11 protein-coding genes are annotated in these 16,759 nt (G+C 74.9%); 7 read left to right on the top strand and 4 right to left on the bottom strand.

From position 1 onward, the window contains the following. Positions 1-43 precede the first annotated feature (43 nt). The 5 genes from ACZ6Y7_RS11345 to ACZ6Y7_RS11325 all read left to right on the top strand — a co-directional run bounded on the left by ACZ6Y7_RS11345 (position 44) and on the right by ACZ6Y7_RS11325 (position 9,163). Positions 44-4,207: a HAMP domain-containing protein gene (locus tag ACZ6Y7_RS11345; RefSeq protein WP_465757639.1), complete on the top strand. Its 4,164-nt coding sequence runs from the start codon at positions 44-46 to the stop codon at positions 4,205-4,207. Between the two features lie 160 nt (positions 4,208-4,367). Beyond that, positions 4,368-6,863 (top strand): PP2C family protein-serine/threonine phosphatase, encoded by a 2,496-nt coding sequence (locus ACZ6Y7_RS11340; protein ID WP_465757638.1) that lies wholly within the window; start codon positions 4,368-4,370, stop codon positions 6,861-6,863. Positions 6,864-6,961: 98 nt separating this feature from the next. Next, positions 6,962-7,432, top strand: a complete 471-nt coding sequence (locus ACZ6Y7_RS11335) for a hypothetical protein (protein ID WP_465757637.1) — start codon at positions 6,962-6,964, stop codon at positions 7,430-7,432. A gap of 39 nt (positions 7,433-7,471) precedes the next feature. Beyond that, entirely contained in the window at positions 7,472-7,891 is a 420-nt protein-coding gene (locus ACZ6Y7_RS11330; protein WP_465757636.1) for an ATP-binding protein, read from the top strand. 114 nt (positions 7,892-8,005) lie between these two features. Continuing rightward, the gene (locus tag ACZ6Y7_RS11325) at positions 8,006-9,163 is read left to right on the top strand and encodes a baeRF2 domain-containing protein (RefSeq protein ID WP_465757635.1); all 1,158 of its coding nucleotides are present in this window, start codon (positions 8,006-8,008) and stop codon (positions 9,161-9,163) included. Positions 9,164-9,320: 157 nt separating this feature from the next. Here ACZ6Y7_RS11325 and tsaA read toward each other — a convergent pair whose 3' ends face one another. Beyond that, positions 9,321-9,767, bottom strand: a complete 447-nt coding sequence (gene tsaA / locus ACZ6Y7_RS11320) for a tRNA (N6-threonylcarbamoyladenosine(37)-N6)-methyltransferase TrmO (protein WP_465757634.1) — start codon at positions 9,765-9,767, stop codon at positions 9,321-9,323. Positions 9,768-9,882: 115 nt separating this feature from the next. Between tsaA and ACZ6Y7_RS11315 the strand changes: the two genes are divergently transcribed. Continuing rightward, positions 9,883-11,043 carry a hypothetical protein gene (locus ACZ6Y7_RS11315; protein WP_465757633.1) on the top strand — a complete coding sequence of 387 codons (1,161 nt, stop codon included), beginning with the start codon at positions 9,883-9,885 and terminating at the stop codon, positions 11,041-11,043. Between the two features lie 114 nt (positions 11,044-11,157). Here ACZ6Y7_RS11315 and ACZ6Y7_RS11310 read toward each other — a convergent pair whose 3' ends face one another. Both ACZ6Y7_RS11310 and ACZ6Y7_RS11305 read right to left on the bottom strand, forming a co-directional pair. Further along, positions 11,158-13,824: a glycoside hydrolase family 31 protein gene (locus tag ACZ6Y7_RS11310; protein ID WP_465757632.1), complete on the bottom strand. Its 2,667-nt coding sequence runs from the start codon at positions 13,822-13,824 to the stop codon at positions 11,158-11,160. A gap of 279 nt (positions 13,825-14,103) precedes the next feature. Next, on the bottom strand, positions 14,104-14,595 hold the full coding sequence (locus tag ACZ6Y7_RS11305; protein ID WP_465757631.1) for an Lrp/AsnC family transcriptional regulator: 492 nt from the start codon (positions 14,593-14,595) through the stop codon (positions 14,104-14,106). A gap of 159 nt (positions 14,596-14,754) precedes the next feature. Between ACZ6Y7_RS11305 and ACZ6Y7_RS11300 the strand changes: the two genes are divergently transcribed. Further along, positions 14,755-16,470, top strand: a complete 1,716-nt coding sequence (locus ACZ6Y7_RS11300; protein WP_465757630.1) for a PLP-dependent aminotransferase family protein — start codon at positions 14,755-14,757, stop codon at positions 16,468-16,470. Between the two features lie 27 nt (positions 16,471-16,497). On the opposite strand, the gene ACZ6Y7_RS11295 is transcribed toward ACZ6Y7_RS11300, so the two are convergent. Beyond that, the gene (locus ACZ6Y7_RS11295; RefSeq protein WP_465757629.1) at positions 16,498-16,746 is read right to left on the bottom strand and encodes a hypothetical protein; all 249 of its coding nucleotides are present in this window, start codon (positions 16,744-16,746) and stop codon (positions 16,498-16,500) included. Positions 16,747-16,759: the final 13 nt, after the last annotated feature.

The raw sequence follows: 16,759 nt of genomic DNA, 5'->3' as shown, positions 1-16,759 counted from the left end.
GGACGGTGCACCCCGGTCGTGCCAGGCTCCGGACGGTGGACGGATGGACGAGCACCCGGTACCGGCGGACCCGGCCGAGCAGGCGCTGCGGCAGCTGCTCGCCGGGCTGACGGCCGTACGCGACGGAGACTTCCGCACCCGGCTCACCCCGGACCGGCCGGGGGTGCTCGGGGAGATCGCCGAGGTCTTCAACGGGATGGCCGACCAGCTGGCCCGGGTGACCTCCGAGGTGACCAGGGTGGCCCGGGAGGTCGGTACGGACGGGCGGCTCGGCGGGCAGGCCCAGGTGCCGGACGCGACCGGGACGTGGCAGGAACTGACCGACTCGGTGAACGCGATGGCGGGCAACCTGACCTGGCAGGTGCGCAACATCGCCCAGGTGACCACCGCGGTCGCCCGCGGGGACCTCACCCAGAAGATCGAGGTGGCCGCGCGCGGGGAGATCCTGGAGCTGAAGAACACCGTCAACACGATGGTCGACCAGCTGTCGTCGTTCGCCGACGAGGTGACCAGGGTGGCCCGGGAGGTCGGTACGGACGGGCGGCTCGGCGGGCAGGCCCAGGTGCCCGGCGTCGCCGGGACGTGGCGCGACCTGACCGACTCGGTGAACGCGATGGCCGGCAATCTCACCTGGCAGGTGCGCAACATCGCCCAGGTCGCGACCGCCGTCGCCGAGGGCGACCTCACCCAGAAGATCTCGGTCGCCGCGCGCGGGGAGATCCTGGAGCTCAAGACCACCATCAACACGATGGTCGACCAGCTGTCGTCCTTCGCCGACGAGGTGACCAGGGTGGCCCGGGAGGTCGGCACCGAGGGCCGGCTGGGCGGCCAGGCGGACGTGCGGGACGTCTCCGGCACCTGGAAGGGGCTGACCGAGTCCGTCAACGTGATGGCCGACAACCTCACCGCGCAGGTCCGCGCGATCGCCTCGGTCACCACCGCCGTCGCCGAGGGCGACCTCACCCAGAAGATCCGGGTGGACGCGCGCGGGGAGATCCTGGAGCTGAAGGAGACCATCAACACGATGGTCGACCAGCTGTCGTCCTTCGCCGACGAGGTGACCCGGGTCGCCCGCGAGGTCGGCACCGCCGGAAACCTGGGCGGCCAGGCCACCGTGCGGGGCGTCTCCGGCACCTGGAAGGACCTCACCGACAACGTCAACGTGATGGCCTCCAACCTCACCGGGCAGGTCCGCTCGATGTCCGAGGTCGCGACCGCCGTGGCGCGCGGTGACCTGTCCCGGAAGATCACCGTGGAGGCCAAGGGCGAGGTCGCCGCCCTCGCCGACGCGATCAACACCATGGTCGACACCCTGTCCGTCTTCGCCGACGAGGTCACCCGGGTCGCCCGGGAGGTCGGCACCGAGGGCATCCTGGGCGGCCAGGCCCGGGTGCCGAACGTCGCCGGGACGTGGAAGGACCTCACCGACAACGTCAACTTCATGGCGCACAACCTGACCAGCCAGGTGCGCAACATCGCCCAGGTCACCACCGCCGTCGCCGAGGGCGACCTGACCCGCAAGATCGACGTGGACGCGCGCGGGGAGATCCTGGAGCTCAAGACCACCGTCAACACGATGGTCGACCAGCTGTCCTCGTTCGCCGCGGAAGTGACCAGGGTGGCCCGGGAGGTCGGCAGCGAGGGCCGGCTGGGCGGCCAGGCCCGGGTCGAGGGCGTCTCCGGCACCTGGAAGCGCCTCACCGAGAACGTCAACGAGCTGGCCGGCAACCTGACCCGGCAGGTCCGGGCGATCGCCGAGGTCACCAGTGCCGTCGCGGCCGGCGACCTGACCCGCTCGATCAGCGTCGACGCCTCCGGCGAGGTCGCCGACCTGAAGGACAACATCAACGCCATGGTCGGCTCGCTGCGCGAGACCACGCTCGCCAACCAGGAACAGGACTGGCTGAAGACCAACCTGGCCCACTTCTCCGCCGCCATCCAGGGCCGCCGGGACATCCGCTCGGTCGCCGAGATGATCACCGACGAGCTGACCCCGCTGGTCGGCGCCCAGTACGGCGCGTTCTTCCTCAGCGAGGAGGGCGCGACCGGCACCGAACTGGTCCTGATCAGCGCCTACGGCCGACCGGCCGGGGAGGAACGGCGGCTGCGGCTCGGGGAGTCCCTGGTGGGCCAGGCCGGCCGGAGCCGGCGCACCATCACCGTGGACGACCTGCCGCCCGGCTACGCCCCGCTCTCCTCGGCCGCGGGCAGCGGCGACGCCCGCTCCCTCGTCGTCCTGCCGATCGCGCTGGAGGAGTGGCTGATCGGCGTCATGGAGTTCGCCTCCGTGCACGCCTTCACCCAGACCCACCGCGACTTCCTGGAGCAGTTCGCCGAGGCCTGCGGCGTCAACATCGGCACCCTGCTCGCCAACGCCCGCACCGACGAACTGCTCGGCGAATCCCAGCGGCTCACCGCCGAACTGCAGGCACGATCCGGCGAGTTGCAGGAAGGCCAGGAGGAACTCCGGCGGAGCAACGCCGAGTTGGAGGAGAAGGCCGCCCTGCTCGCCCAGCGGAACCGGGACATCGAGGCGAAGAACCTGGAGATCGAACAGGCCCGCCAGGAACTGGAGGAACGTGCCCGGGAGTTGACCAGGGCCTCGCTGTACAAGTCCGAGTTCCTGGCCAACATGAGCCACGAGCTGCGCACCCCCCTCAACAGCCTGCTCATCCTCGCCCAGCTGCTCGCCGAGAACGCGAGCGGCAACCTCAACGCCAAACAGGTCGAGTACGCGGGCGTGATCCACTCGGCCGGCACCGACCTGCTCCAGCTCATCAACGACATCCTCGACCTCTCCAAGGTGGAGGCCGGGAAGATGGAGCTGACCCCCGAACCCTTCGCGCTGCGCGAGCTGCTGGAGTACGTCGAGTCCGGCTTCCGGCCGCTGGCCGACCAGAAGGGCCTGGCCTTCGAGGTCACCGTCGACCGGGCCGTCCCGGAACGGATCGTCACCGACCAGGCCCGGCTGCGCCAGGTGCTGCGCAACCTGCTCTCGAACGCCGTCAAGTTCACCGACACCGGCCGGGTCGAGCTGCGGATCCAGCGGGTGGAAGCGGCCGACCTGCCGCCCGAACTCGGCCGGGCGCACGCGGCGGTGGTCTTCCACGTCCAGGACACCGGGATCGGCATCGACCCGGGCCACCTGGACAGCATCTTCGGCGCCTTCCAGCAGGCCGACGGCTCCACCGCACGGCGCTACGGCGGCACCGGCCTCGGGCTGTCCATCAGCCGGGAACTCGCCCGGCTGCTCGGCGGCGCGATCACCGTCCGGTCCGCCACCGGGCAGGGCAGCCGCTTCACCCTCTACCTGCCGCTCGGCGAACCCGAGCAGCGGCCGGCCGACGACCCGCCGGCCGAGACCCGGATCCTGGTGGTCGAACCGGACCCGCCGGCCCTGCTCACCCAGCTCGCCCGCGCGGCCGCGGCGGAGCTGGGCGGGGCCTCCACGGGCGGGACGCCGGCGGACGGGGCCGGGCCGGGCCCTGCCGAAGCGGGCGAAGCGGTCGCGCCGGTACGGGTGGACGGAGCCGGCGACGAGTCCGCGCTTCGGGCCGCGCTCGCGGGCGGGCCGTACCGCTGCGTGCTGCTCGACCTGGCCGGCTCCGCCGAGCTCGCCCCCGTGCTGGCGGAGACCGCGGCGGCGGGCACGCCCGTGCTCGGGTACGGGGGCGGCGGCGACCTGCCCGGCGGGGTGGAGCGCGCCGGGGGACTGGACGACCTGCTGGAGCGGGTGGTCCGGCTGCTCGGCGGCCGCCCGTCGACCGGGCCCGTCGCGCCGACAGCGGCACCGGCGACCACACCCGCCGGGCGGCGCGCCGACGACCCGCTCGCCGGACGGACCGTCCTGATCGTCGACGACGACATCCGCAACGTCTACGCGCTCACCGCCGCCCTGGAACAGCACGGACTGACCGTCCTGCACGCCGCCGACGGCCGCGCCGGGCTCGACCTGCTGCGCGCCCACGCCGAGACCGACCTGGTGCTGATGGACGTCATGATGCCCGGACTGGACGGCTACGCGGCCATCGAGGCGATCCGCGCCGACGCCCGCTTCGAACGGCTGCCGGTGGTGACCGTCACCGCCAAGGCCATGCCCGGCGACCGGGACCGCAGCCTGGCGGCGGGCGCCGACGACTACGTCACCAAGCCGGTCGACACCACCCTCCTGGTCGAGCGGATCCGGACCTGGCTGGACGCGTCATGACCACCGGGGCGCCGCCCGTCGGCCGCGGGTGCCGGCGGGCCGTGCGGCCGGGGGTCGCTCCCGCTGCCGCGCGGCGCGGGTCCGTGGTGTGCCGGTGGGGTGCCGCGGCGGGGCGCGCCGGCCCGTGCCACCGGGCGGGCCCGCGCCGACCGGAGCGGCCGTGACCGCCGCCCAGGACCCCCGGGACGCCCAGGACCCCCGGGAACCCGGGGACGCCCAGGACCCCCGGGAACCCGGGGACGCCCAGGACCCCCGGGAACCCGGGGACGCCCAGGACCCCCGGGAACCCGGGGAGCAAGCGGCGCGGGAGTCCGCGGACCGGACCGCCTGGGCCTTGGCCGAGGCCGTCCGGCGGCTGCGGGGCGCCGTCGTCCGGCTGCACGCCGAGGCGCGGACGCGGGCCGCCGTCGACCTCGCCACCGGCATCCTGGCCGAGCGGCTCGGGCTGCCGACCACCGAGGCCGCCGCGCACCTCGCCCGACTGGCGCGGGACGCGGGCGTGCCGGTCGTCGCGCTGGCGGCCGAGATCGCCGGGCTGCCCGAGCCGGAACCGGAGCCGGACGACCTCGGCGCGGTCGACGCCCCGGGAGTCCCCGGGGGCCCCGATGACGCCGCCGTCGCCGTCCCCGGCGCGCTCGGCCCGGAGCCCGGCACGGGCCCGCCCGTCGCGCCCGCGCTCGCCGCCGCCTCCGACCTGCAGCGCGCCGCCGAGGCCGTCCTGGAGCAGACCGGCGCGGTGCTCGGCGCCCGGGCCGTGGTCGTCTGGCTGCGGCTGCCCGACGGCGCGCTCGCCCTCGCCGCGCACGCCGGGCTGTCCGCCGGCGAGGCCGCCGGCTGGGACCGGGTGCCGCCCGGGGTCGCCACCCCGGCGCGGCGGGTGGTCGACGGCGGGGGTGACCTGTGGCCCGGCGAGCCGGGGAGCGCGGCACCCTCGGTGGGCGGCGGGTCCGCCCGGGCCGTCCTGCCGCTGCTCGACCAGGGCCGCCGCCGGGGCGCCCTGGAACTGCTCTGGTCGGGCCCCGCCCCGGAACTCCGCCCGCCCGAGCGCCGCCCGCTGTACGCGCTGGCCGACCTCTGCACGACCCTGCTCGGCCCGCCCGCGGAACCCGTGACGCCGGAGGAGACCACCGTCCTCCTGGACGGGCTGCTCACCCCCGCCCTGCTGCTGGAACCCGTCGTCCGGGACGGCCACGTCGCCGACTTCACGATCCGGCGTCTCAGCGCCCGGTTCCGCGACCCGCTCGGCCGCCCCCGGGACGTGCTGGAGGGCGCCTCGCTGGTGGAGGCCTACCCGGTCGCCGCCGCCGGGGGCCTGTTCGACCGCCTGGTGCGCGCGCACGAGACCGGGGCGCCGCTGCCCGCCGAGCGCGTCCGGCTGGCCTTCCGGGGCACCGGGCGCACCGCCCCCGGGGCCGCCCCCGCCGCCGTCCAGCTCGCGGTCGCCCCGCTGGGCGGCCGGCTGCTGCTCTGCTGGCGGCTCGACGACGAGCCGCCCGGAGCGGACGAGCGGGCCGAGGAGGACGCGCGCGCCGACCTGCTGCGCCAGGCCCAGCGGCTCGCCCGGGTGGCCGGGTTCGAGGAGCACCCCGGCGAGGGCCGGATCCGCTGGAGCGACGGGCTGCACGAGCTGTACGGGCTGCCGCCGGACGCCGCGCCGGTACCGCTCGCCCTGCTCGCGCAGCACACCCACCCGGACGACCGGCCCGCCATCCGGCGCCTGCTGGACACCGTCCGGCACCGCCACCGCACCGCCTCCGCGGTCGTCCGCCTCGACCGGCCGGACGGCACCCACCGCTTCACCCGGGTGATCGCCGAGCCCGTCCTGGACGAGACCGGCCGGCTGACCGCGATCCGCGGCGCCTACCACGACGTGTCCGCCCAGCACTGGACGGAGGTCGCGCTCGGCGCCACCCGGGAGCGGCTCGCCGACAGCGAGCAGGAGTCCGCCGAGCGGGCGCGACTGGCGCTGCGCCTCCAGCAGGCCATCCTCCCGGCCGCCCCGCCGCCGCTCGGCGTCACCGGCCTGCACGCCGCCGTGCGCTACCGCCCGGCCGCCCAGCAGGACCGGGTCGGCGGCGACTGGTACGACGTGCTGCCGCTGCCCGGCGGGCGGGTGCTGCTCGCGGTCGGCGACGTGGCCGGGCACGGTGTCGGCGCGGCCACCGGCATGGTCGCGCTGCGGCACGCCCTGCGCGGCCTGGCGGTGACCGGGGCCGGCCCGGCCCGGCTGCTGGAGTGGGCCAACACCGTCGCCCTGCGCGAGCCCGGGCAGGTCACCGCGACGGCCGTCTGCGTGCTGCTCGACCCGGTCGGCGGGGAACTGCGCTGGGCCCGGGCCGGCCACCTGCCGCCGATCCGGCTCGCCGCGGCCGGCGCCGAGGTGCTGCCCCTGCCGCACGGCGTGCTGCTCGGCGCCCTGGACGACGCCCGGTACGAGGAGCACACCGCCCGGCTCGACCCCGGGGACGTCCTGCTGCTCTACACGGACGGGCTGGTGGAGCGCCGGGACCGTCCGGTCGAGGAGTCGGTGGAGCAGCTGATCCGGGCGGCCGGCGCCCCCGGCCCGGACCTGGAGCAGTACCTGGACCGGCTGCTCGAACTCAGCCCCGCCGACACCGACGACGACACCTGCCTGATCGTCGTCCAGACCGAGTAGCGCGCCCCAGGCGGGCGCCCGGCGGCCGTTACGGACCGCGCCGCCCGGGTAGGCGCGACCCGTCGGGGGCCGAGCACGGGACGGGAAGGATCCCCATCATGCTGCTACTGGGACTTCTGCTGATGTCGGCGTCCGGCGCGTTCGTCGGGCTGTTGATCGCGGACAACCTCTCCGGCGGGCCGGACTACCAGGCCACCGTCCTGGGCAACGACCTCGTGACGCTGAACAGCCTGGGCATCTTCCTCTCCGGCGTGGCCCTCGCGCTGCTGTTCTGCCTCGGCCTGGCGATGATGCTGCGGTCGCGGCGGTACGCCCGGCCGGTCGGCCCGGCAGCCCCCGCGGGCACGGCACGACCGGCGCACCGCCGGGTGAGCCACCGCCGGGCCGAACCGGTGGCGCCGGTCGAACCGGCGGCACCGTACGAGCGGACGGCACCGGTCGAGCGGGCGGAACCGGTGGGGCGGGTCGAACCGGTCGAGCCGGCGGACCTGCCGGGCTCCGGGGGAGCGGGCTCCGACGAGGTACCGGCCCGAGCGGGCGGCCGGATGCGGAACCTGTTCAAGCGCTGACCACCACAGGCCAGGGGGAACCGGAGCAGGGACGATCGCATGGCGAGGGCCCGGGTGCCATCCGTACGCCGGCGACCGCAGGCGCTGCGCCTGCCGCTCGCCGACCGGCCCCGGGCGGCAGCCGAGGCACGGGCCTGCACCGAGCGCTTCCTGGCCGACGTGTCGGACCCGCTGGTGGTCGCCGACGCCGTGCTGCTGGTCTCGGAGCTCGTCGGCAACGCCCAGCGCCACACGGCGGGCCCCGGCGCGCTGCTGCTCGTCCGGGGGGACGATTTCGTCCGGATCGAGGTCAGCGACTCCAGCCCGCGCCCGCCGACGCCCCGGCCGCGGTACGGATCGAACGGCTCGGGCGGCCTCGGCCTGTACCTGCTCAGCCGGCTCAGCCGCCGCTGGGGCTGGCGCCCGGTGGGCCCGGGCAAGGTCGTCTGGTGCGAGCTTCGCGTGCCGCCCCCACGGTGACGGCCGGGCGGGGCCGGTGTCCTCCCGGTGCAGGAGGGTAGGTGCCCGAGTAACCCCCCTCGAACGACTGGCAGTCCCCTTCCACGGCAAGCCCATCCACTACGGGAGGCCACGATGGACCTCGCGTTCCTCACCCCGCTGCTCGACCGGCCCGGCCCCTGGGCCACCGTCTACCTCGACACCGACCGCGCCACCGAGGACGCCGTCCGGCGCCGGGCGCTGATCGACCGCGCCGCCGTCCACCGGCTGGCCGCCGCCGGCGCCGACGAGCGCTCCTGCGCGGCCGTCCGCGACCACCTGGCGGAGGAGCCCGCCACCGGCTCCCCGTCCGGCCGGGCCCTGTTCGCGGCCGGCGGCGAGGTGGCCCTGGACGTCCCGCTCGCCGCCTCCCCGCCCGACGTCGCCGCCACCTGGGCCCCGCTCCCGCACACCGGCCCGTTGGTCGGCCTGCTCGACGACGCGGCGCCCGCCTGCCTGGTCGCCGCCGTCGACCGCACGGGCGCCGGGCTGGAACGGTACGAACTGGGCCGCAGCGCCGCGGTCGGCACCGTCGAGGCGCCGCAGTGGCAGGGCCGCGGCCACCGCGCCCCGCCCGCCGACCGCTACGAGTGGCACTACCGGCACCGGGTCGAGGACACCTGGGAGCGCACCGCCGGGATCATCGCCGACCACCTCACCCGGATCTGGCCGGACAGCGGCGCCAAGCTGCTCGTCCTCACCGGGGACGTCCGCGAACGCCGCGCCGTCCACGAGCGGCTGCCGCAGCACCTGCGACCGCTGACCGTCGAACTGGACGGCGGCGGGCGGGCCGACGGAATCGCCCGGGAAGCCTTCGGCCGACGCATCGCCTCGGCCTGGGACGACCACCGCGCCCGGCACCTGGCCGAGGTCCTGGACACCTACCGCACCGCCGTCGGCCGCCCCGGCGAGCACGGCACCGACGCGGCCGGCACCTCCACCGCGCCCGGTCCCGCCGCCCAGGGCATCCCCGCCGTGGTGAGCGCCGCCCGGCAGCACCAACTCGCCGCCCTGCTGCTCCAGTCGGGCGGTCACGACCCGGAACGCCCGGTGTGGACCGGCCCCGAGCCCGAGCACATCGGCGTCCAGCGGGCCGAGCTGCGCGGCATGGGCGTCAGCCACCCCGAACAGGCCCCCGCCGCCGACGCCCTGCTCCGCGCCGGCGCGGCCTGCGGCGCCGAGGCGCTGCTCGTGCCGGACACCCTCCCCGGGCCGCCCGGCGGCCTTGGAGCGGTGCTGCGCTGGCCCGCCTGAGGGCCCGGCGGCTTGACGGCCTGACGGTGTGGGGGCCGACGACCTGACGGCATGAGGGCCTGACGACCTGACGACCTGACGACCTGACGGCATGAGGGCTTGACGGCCTGACGGTGTGGGGGCCCGGCGGCTTGGTGCTTGACGGCCGTACGGGTCCCTAGCGCTCCGCGACCCCGGGCAGCACCGGCTTCACGTCCAGCACAGGCGTGCCGTCGATGGCCTCCAGGCCGCTGACCCGCAGCCGCAGGCCGTCCACGGCCAGCACGGTGACCCGGTGCAGCCCGATCGGGTTCGGCCGGTCCGGCGAACGGGTGGCGAACACCCCGGTCGACGGCCGGGAGCGGTCCCCGCGCGGGTGGACGGCGAGCACCTCCCGGTCGGCGCGGTCGAGCCAGGTCAGCAGCAGCACCTCCTGCCCGACCACCAGCTCCCGCAGCGCCCGCGCCACCGACGCGTCGAAGGCCACCCAGGCCTCCGGCGCGCCCTCGTCACCCTGCCGGGGCGCCCCCGCCCGCTCCCTCAGGGGGGACTCCACCCGGCCGAGTTCCCGCACCTCGAAGGAGCGCCGCCGCCCGGCCGGCCGCTCGAAACCCGTGTCCGCCATTGCGCCCTCCGTGCACCCGGGACTCCGTCCACCTGCACCGTAGCGGTCCTCATCGTCGTCGGCCCGGTGCAGACTGGAAGCTCCCTCTCGTGGTTGATGGCAGAGACGAGACGCCATGAACGAGTACGACGGTGAACTCCCCACGCGCAACCCGGTCTTCAGCACCGCACTCGACCGCCTCCTCGACCTCGACCGAGCCGACCTCGGAGTCCCCGAGCTGCCCGGCCTGTGGGACCGCCTCCGCGCCGACCGGCGGCCCGTCGCCGAACGCGGACTGCGCTGCCCCACCTGCTTCGACGCCCGCCCCGACCAGCCGGAGTGGATGTACCTGTCGCTCCGTCGGGGCCGGCGCATCGCCAGCCACCACAACCCGCACCGCCGGGCCCACCAGGACCCGCGCAGCGAGGAGCGCCGGGCCTACCAGGAGCGCTACGCCCGGGCCGCGGCGAGCGACGGCCACGCCGTCGAGATCGAGCCCCGGGCGGCGGACGGCCGGTGCCGGGCCGCCGTGCTGGTCACCGGCGCGGACGGCCGCCGCTTCGGCTTCGAGCCCCAACTGTCCCACCTCACCGCGCAGTCCGTACGTCGGCGGAGCCGACTCGCACGGCAGGAGGGCATCACCGCGGTCTGGCACACCGTGGACCCGAAGGCGCCGCTGATCGACCGGGCGCCCTGGGTGCGCACCGACGACCTGCCCGCCCGGGCCATCCGCGAGGACCGCGACCTGCTGGTGCGCGGCGGCGTGCGGGCCCTGCGGCTGCGCAGATGCGACCACACCGACGCCCGGCCGTGCCCGGTGCGCGGCAGCGGCCGCTGCCGCCGCTGGCACCCGAGCTGGGAGGTGCTCGTCCCACGGATCGACGACTTCGTGCGCCGCGTCGTCGGCGGCACCTACGTCCCGGTCGCCCTGCGGGCCGACTCCGGTGGCGCGCTGCGCTTCTGGACACCGGAGGAGGACCGGTGCCGCTACCTCGACAACGGCGGGGTCCTGGTGGACCCGGAGGCCCGTCCGCCGATCCCCCGGCAGCGCGGCGCCTCCACCGGGCGCCGCACCGTGGAGTGCGTCCGCGTCCCCGCTCAGCGGCGCGGCGTGGACACCGGCGAGCCCTACCAGGCCGCTCTGACGCTGGACGCCTCGCCCCCGGCCGGCCGGGTCATCCCGCCGGTCCGCACCGGCCACTGCTCGGCCGGTCGCATCCCCTGCGGCGCGCCCGGTGCCCGCCTCTACCCGGGCGGCTGGTACTGCGACACCCACCGGCCCGGCGCCCGCACCTGACCGCGGGTACCGCCCGCCGGACGCGGCACGGGGCTCCATCGGTGCGCCGAGGGAGCCCCGCGGTGGCCGGGTGGCCGGGTGGCCGGTGGCCCGTGGGTCAGTGACCGGCGTGGGTCAGTGGCCGCCGCGGATCAGGTGGAGGGAGAAGGCCCGGTCGGTGGAGACGGCGGGCGTCTTGACCTCGGTGACGCCGGTGGCCGGGTCGTGGTACCACCCGGACGCGGCGGAGGCGAGGGCCGCCGCCGAGCCGAGCCGGGGCAGCGGACCGCCCTCGGTGACCACCTGGCGCGGGGCGTCCTGGCCGTGCACGGTGAAGCGGTAGCTGCGCGCGCTCGGCTTGTCGGTGTAACTCCCCACACTCGCGCCGACCTTGACCGTGGTGACGGCGCGGTTGGTGTGCACGTCCACCTGCTGGGTGGCCGAGGCGCCCGCGGTGAACTGCCGGGTGACGCCGTCGTCCTCGTACAGGGTGTAGGAGGAGTCGCCCTGCGGCTGCGGGTAGAGGTCGTAGTCCAGCTCGCCGCGGTCCCGGTTCTGCCAGGACAGCGTGCCCTTGGGCCACATCGGGACGATCGCGCCGCCGCGGACGAACAGCGGCAGGGTGTCCAGCGGGGCGGAGTAGCCGTCGATCGTGGTCGGGCCCTGGTAGGTGCGCCCGGTCCAGTAGTCCGTCCAGGTGCCCGCGGGCAGGTAGATGCCGTTGCGGACCGAGGTGTCGGAGTAGACCGGCGCGACCAGGAAGTCCGGTCCGGCCAGGAACTCGTAGGTCGCGTTCGGGCCGAGCGCCGCGGGGTCGTCCGGGTACTCCAGGGCGAGCGGGCGCACCGCGCCGATCCCCGTCCGGGTGGCCTCCGCGGACAGCGTGTACATGTACGGCAGCAGCCGCTCCTTCAGCTGCAGGTACGTGCGGTTGATCGAGGTGTAGGGCTCCCCGTCCAGCCAGGGCTGCTGGTCGCGCTGCTCCTTGCCGGACATGTCCCGGGCCCAGCCGTCCATGGTCATGATGGCCGGGAGGAAGGTCTTCCACTGCAGGTCGCGGGTGTACATCTTCGGGTCGCGGCGGAAGATCGAGCCGACGTCACCGGTGTCGTACGCGATGCCGGACATCGTGGCGCCCGCGTAGGTCGGGATCTGCCAGCGGATGTAGTCCCAGGACAGGCTCTGGTCGCCGCTCCACAGCACGCCGCAGCGCTGCGCGCCGGCCCAGGAGACGGGCAGCCAGACGAAGCCCCGGGCGTCGCTGTTCTGCTCGATGCCGGCCTTGGCCTGGTCGCAGGCGTTCAGCGCGAAGTCGTAGCCGTTGCCGACCCAGGCCACGTCGAGCTTGCGCACCCGTACCCCGGCCTTGACCTCGTCGGCCTGGTCGGGCAGGCCGTTCTGGGTCCACAGGCCGAGCTGGGCGTGGTCCTTGCGCAGGCCCGCGCCGGTCGCCGCGAGGTCCTCGTAGCCGCAGCCGTAGCCGTCGTTGACGAGCATCCAGCCGAGCGGCATCTGGTTCCGCACGTAGGCGTCGGCGACCTTCAGCGCGTCGGTGGTGTGGCGCTCGCCGCGGTTGGCGTTGTGCAAGTAGCAGTCGGAGTCGCCGGGTTCCAGGCCGTAGACCGGCGGCATGAAGGGCTTCCCGACCAGGGCGGTGTACTGGCCGATCACCTTCTTCACGTCGCCGGTGAAGTAGTAGGCGTCCAGTCGCCGTTCCTGCTGGCCGGTGCGGACGGGCGAGCCGAAGTCGTAGCTGCCGGGGGCGAAGGTGTTGCGGAAGACGCCGTAACCGGCGCTCGAGACGTAGAACGGCTGGGAGTTGTTGTAGCCGCCCTCGTTCCAGTCGAAGCTGTTGGCGACGTGGATCGTCTTGTCGCGGTGGGAGAAGCCGCCGTTCTGTTCTCCGCCGCCGAAGAACTGCTCGTCGGCGCCGCGGACCAGGGACTGCCGCAGCCCGCCGGTGCTCCAGCGCAGCGGCGCGTCCTCCTGCCAGACGGCGGTGCGGTCGTCGGCCCGGTAGAGGCCGAACCGCAGCGGGTGCTTGTAGACCCGCAGGACCTGGTCGCCGGAGCGGATGCCGTAGTACTCCCCGGCGTCGAAGGTGCTGGTGTCGTGCCGGAGTTCGGGCTGCTTGCGGATGATCGTGCTGCCGGCCGGGTCGGTGAGGACGCCGTCCGGGGCGGCCCGCAGGCGCAACTGGTCGTCGGCGAGGAAGTCGACCTTGGCCTTCAGGGCGCCGGCGCTGATGTCGTAGCTGCCGTCCGAGCCGCCGAAGGAGGTCAGGTCGCCCGCGTCGGCGGTCTGCGGGAGGTAGGCGCGGCCGGTGTACGAGCCGCCGTGGACGTCGTAGGGGACGACCACGACGTGGTAGGTGCCGGAGGCCCGCGGGATCACGGTGGCCTCGGGGTCGGCGGTGCCCGCGCTGGTGGCGACCTCCTTCCCGGCGGCGTCGTAGACGTAGAGGTCGAAGTCGTCGGCGGGGTTCTGCCACTGGACGGACACCGGGACGCCGCCCTCGGGGTTGTCGTTCCAGTAGCCGGCCGGGACGTCGACGGTCAGGTCGAAGTGGTCGCAGACGGTGCCGCCCGGGTCCTGGGCGGCGGGCGGGCAGGCGGTGGCGCCGCCCAGGGTGCCCTTGGCGTACTGCGGGCTCTGCCAGGTGACGCTCTGGTGGCCCTGGTCGAGGACGGCGGAGGCGGGACTGGCGGCCCGGGCCGGGAGGGCGGGGCCGGCGACGGCGGCGAGGCTGGTGAGGGCCGCCGCGAGGGCGGCGTGGCGGAGGTGGGGCCGGAGTAAGCGCACGGTGGTTTCTCCTGTCGAGTACTCCGCTGAAACAAGCTGATCGATAATGATCTGAAGTGCTTGAAGAGTGCGTGCAGCGAGCAGTTTCGACAGAGCTTGCTGTGCCCGGGTGGCCATGTCAACGGGGCGGACGCTGCGAGGTCCGGTGGATCCTGCAGGTTTCGAGCAGGCAGAGAGTCCGGGGGTGTTCCTTCAGGGCGCTGATTGCGCAGCTTCGAGCATCATGCGCCGGGCTGACTCCGGCGGCGCGGCGGAGGGCGACCGGCACGGGGTGGGCGCTCAGTGCCCCGGGGCCAGGTAACGCCGGCCCGGTATCTGCTCGAAGATCAGGTTGGTCCGGGTCTGGGCGACCGCCGGGTGGGTGGTGAGGTGGTCGACCACGAAGTCCCGCAGCGCCTCCGGGCCCGCCACGCCGACGTGCAGCAGGTAGTCGTCCGAGCCGGCCATGTGGAAGACGGCCAGCACGCCGGGCAGGTCGGGCGCGGTGCCGCGGAAGCTCTCGTTCTGCTCCCGGGTGTGGGCGCGCAGCCGGACCGAGATCATCGCCTGGAGCGGCAGGCCGATCGCGGCGGGATCGAGCTCGGCGCGGAAGCCGCGGATGATGCCGCGCTCCTGGAGCGCGCGGACCCGGGCCAGACAGGTGGACGGGGCGATGCCGACGGCCGCGGCCAGGGCGTTGTTCGGGAGGCGGGCGTTGTCGGCCAGAGCGCGGATGATCGCCCGGTCCACGTCGTCCAGGGGTGCGCGCCGGGCCTGCGGATTGTTCGGCATGCCCGCCAGGATCGCAGCCGTTCCCGAAGATTCGCAAACCCGATCGAGCCGGGACCGAATGTTCTTCGGCGGACCTTCCCAGCGGCGGCGGAAAGTTCCATCCTTGCCGCGGTCGACGAACGTCCGTCGGCATCCACCGTGAGCCCGGAGTGCCCCGCCATGAGCCCGACCGCGTCCGCCACCTTCGCCCCGGCCGCAGGCCCGACGGCCGCCGCGCCCACGCCCGCCGTCCCGGGCGCCCGGACGGCCCCGCCCGCCGTCGACCCGGGCCCGGAGCTGGACGGCGGCGACTTCGCGCTCCCGGCGGGCGGGCTGGACGACGCGCAGCGGCTGCGCGCGCTCGACGCCGTCGACGAGTACCTGACCCGCAAGCGCAAGCACCTGGTCGGCTACCAGGCCACCCAGGACATGCAGGGCACCGCGCTGGACCTCGCCCGCTTCATGCCGAACAACATCAACAACCTCGGCGACCCGTTCCAGAGCGGCGGCTACAAGCCCAACACCAAGGTCGTCGAACGGGCCGTCCTCGACTACTACGCCCGGCTCTGGCACGCCGAGCGCCCGCACGATCCGGCCGACCCGGAGTCCTACTGGGGCTACATGCTGTCGATGGGCTCGACCGAGGGCAACATGTACGCCCTCTGGAACGCCCGGGACTACCTCAGCGGCAAGGCGCTGATCCAGCCGCCCGCCGCGCCCTTCGACGCGCTGCGCTACGTGAAGGCCGCGCCCGACCGGCGGAACCCGAACGCCCACCACCCGGTCGCCTTCTACTCCGAGGACACCCACTACTCCTTCGCCAAGGCCGTCCGCGTCCTGGGCGTCGAGACCTTCCACGCCGTGGGCCTGGAGAAGTACGCCGACGAGTGCCCGCTGGTCGACCCGGCGACCGGCCTGCGGACCTGGCCCACCGAGGTGCCCTCCCGCCCCGGGCCGTCCGGGCACAGCTGGGACGGGCCGGGCGAGATCGACGTCGACGCCCTGGCCACCCTGGTCGAGTTCTTCGCCGCCAAGGGCCACCCGGTCTTCGTGAACCTCAACCTCGGCAGCACCTTCAAGGGCGCCCACGACGACGTCCGCGCGGTCTGCGAGCGGCTGCTCCCGATCTTCGAGCGCCACGGCCTGGTCCGCCGCGAGGTGCAGTACGGCTCCGACCCGGCGACCGGGGAGCCGTTGGTCGACCTGCGGCGCGGCTTCTGGATCCACGTGGACGGCGCGCTCGGCGCCGGCTACGCGCCGTTCCTGCGGATGGCCGCCGAGGACCCGTCGTACGGCTGGAGCCCGGAGGTGGCGCTGCCCGAGTTCGACTTCGGCCTGCGGCTGCCCAGCGCCGAGCACGGCGAGGTCGACATGGTCTCCTCGATCGCGATGAGCGGCCACAAGTGGGCCGGGGCGCCCTGGCCGTGCGGGATCTACATGACGAAGGTGAAGTACCAGATCTCGCCGCCGTCCCAGCCGGACTACATCGGCGCGCCGGACACCACCTTCGCCGGCTCCCGCAACGGCTTCTCCCCGCTGATCCTCTGGGACCACCTGTCCCGGTACTCCTACCAGGACCAGGTGGACCGGATCCGCACGGCCCAGGAGCTCGCCGCCCACCTGGAGCGGCGACTGGTCGCCATGGAGCGGGAGCTCGGCGTCGAACTCTGGCCCGCCCGCACCCCGGGCGCCGTCACCGTACGGTTCCGCCGGCCGAGCGCCGAGCTGGTGGCCAAGTGGTCGCTGTCCTCCCAGGACGTGCTGCTCGTCCCCGGCGACGAGAGCACCCGGCGCAGCTACGTGCACGTCTTCGTGATGCCCTCGGTCGACCGGGAGAAGCTGGACGCCCTGCTGGCCGAACTCGCCGAGGACCCGGTGATCCTGGGGCGCGCGTAGCGGCCGGTGCTCCCCGTGAGCGGGCCCTCAGCGGACCGCGCCGGTGGGCTGGTCGCCGATGCCCTGCCCGTCGATGTCCGCCCCCCAGGCGTCCACGCCGACGGCCCCGACGCAGTACCCGCCGCCCTGGACGGTGCCGCCGGCCTCCTGGCACTGCTCGGCGGTGACGTCCCGCGGCAGTGCCCCGGCGGGGGCGCCCCCGACGAGGACCAGGACGGCGGTGGTGACGGAGACGGCGAGCGGGGCGGCCACCCGGGCCGACGACGAGGTGATCATGCGCCCCAGGACA

It is taken from the genome of Kitasatospora sp. NPDC053308, assembly GCF_055585785.1.
The sequence above is the reverse complement of the archived record's forward strand: the minus strand, read 5'-3'. Positions and strand labels throughout refer to the sequence as shown.

What these genes read in the sequence shown, in the direction of transcription:
- tsaA (WP_465757634.1), bottom strand. Translation starts at nt 9,767, where the DNA reads ATGGCGGACACGGGTTTCGAGCGGCCGGCCGGGCGGCGGCGCTCCTTC.
- ACZ6Y7_RS11315 (WP_465757633.1), top strand. Translation starts at nt 9,883, where the DNA reads ATGAACGAGTACGACGGTGAACTCCCCACGCGCAACCCGGTCTTCAGC.
- ACZ6Y7_RS11325 (WP_465757635.1), top strand. Translation starts at nt 8,006, where the DNA reads ATGGACCTCGCGTTCCTCACCCCGCTGCTCGACCGGCCCGGCCCCTGG.
- ACZ6Y7_RS11295 (WP_465757629.1), bottom strand. Translation starts at nt 16,746, where the DNA reads ATGATCACCTCGTCGTCGGCCCGGGTGGCCGCCCCGCTCGCCGTCTCC.
- ACZ6Y7_RS11330 (WP_465757636.1), top strand. Translation starts at nt 7,472, where the DNA reads ATGGCGAGGGCCCGGGTGCCATCCGTACGCCGGCGACCGCAGGCGCTG.
- ACZ6Y7_RS11345 (WP_465757639.1), top strand. Translation starts at nt 44, where the DNA reads ATGGACGAGCACCCGGTACCGGCGGACCCGGCCGAGCAGGCGCTGCGG.
- ACZ6Y7_RS11335 (WP_465757637.1), top strand. Translation starts at nt 6,962, where the DNA reads ATGCTGCTACTGGGACTTCTGCTGATGTCGGCGTCCGGCGCGTTCGTC.
- ACZ6Y7_RS11300 (WP_465757630.1), top strand. Translation starts at nt 14,755, where the DNA reads ATGAGCCCGACCGCGTCCGCCACCTTCGCCCCGGCCGCAGGCCCGACG.
- ACZ6Y7_RS11305 (WP_465757631.1), bottom strand. Translation starts at nt 14,595, where the DNA reads ATGCCGAACAATCCGCAGGCCCGGCGCGCACCCCTGGACGACGTGGAC.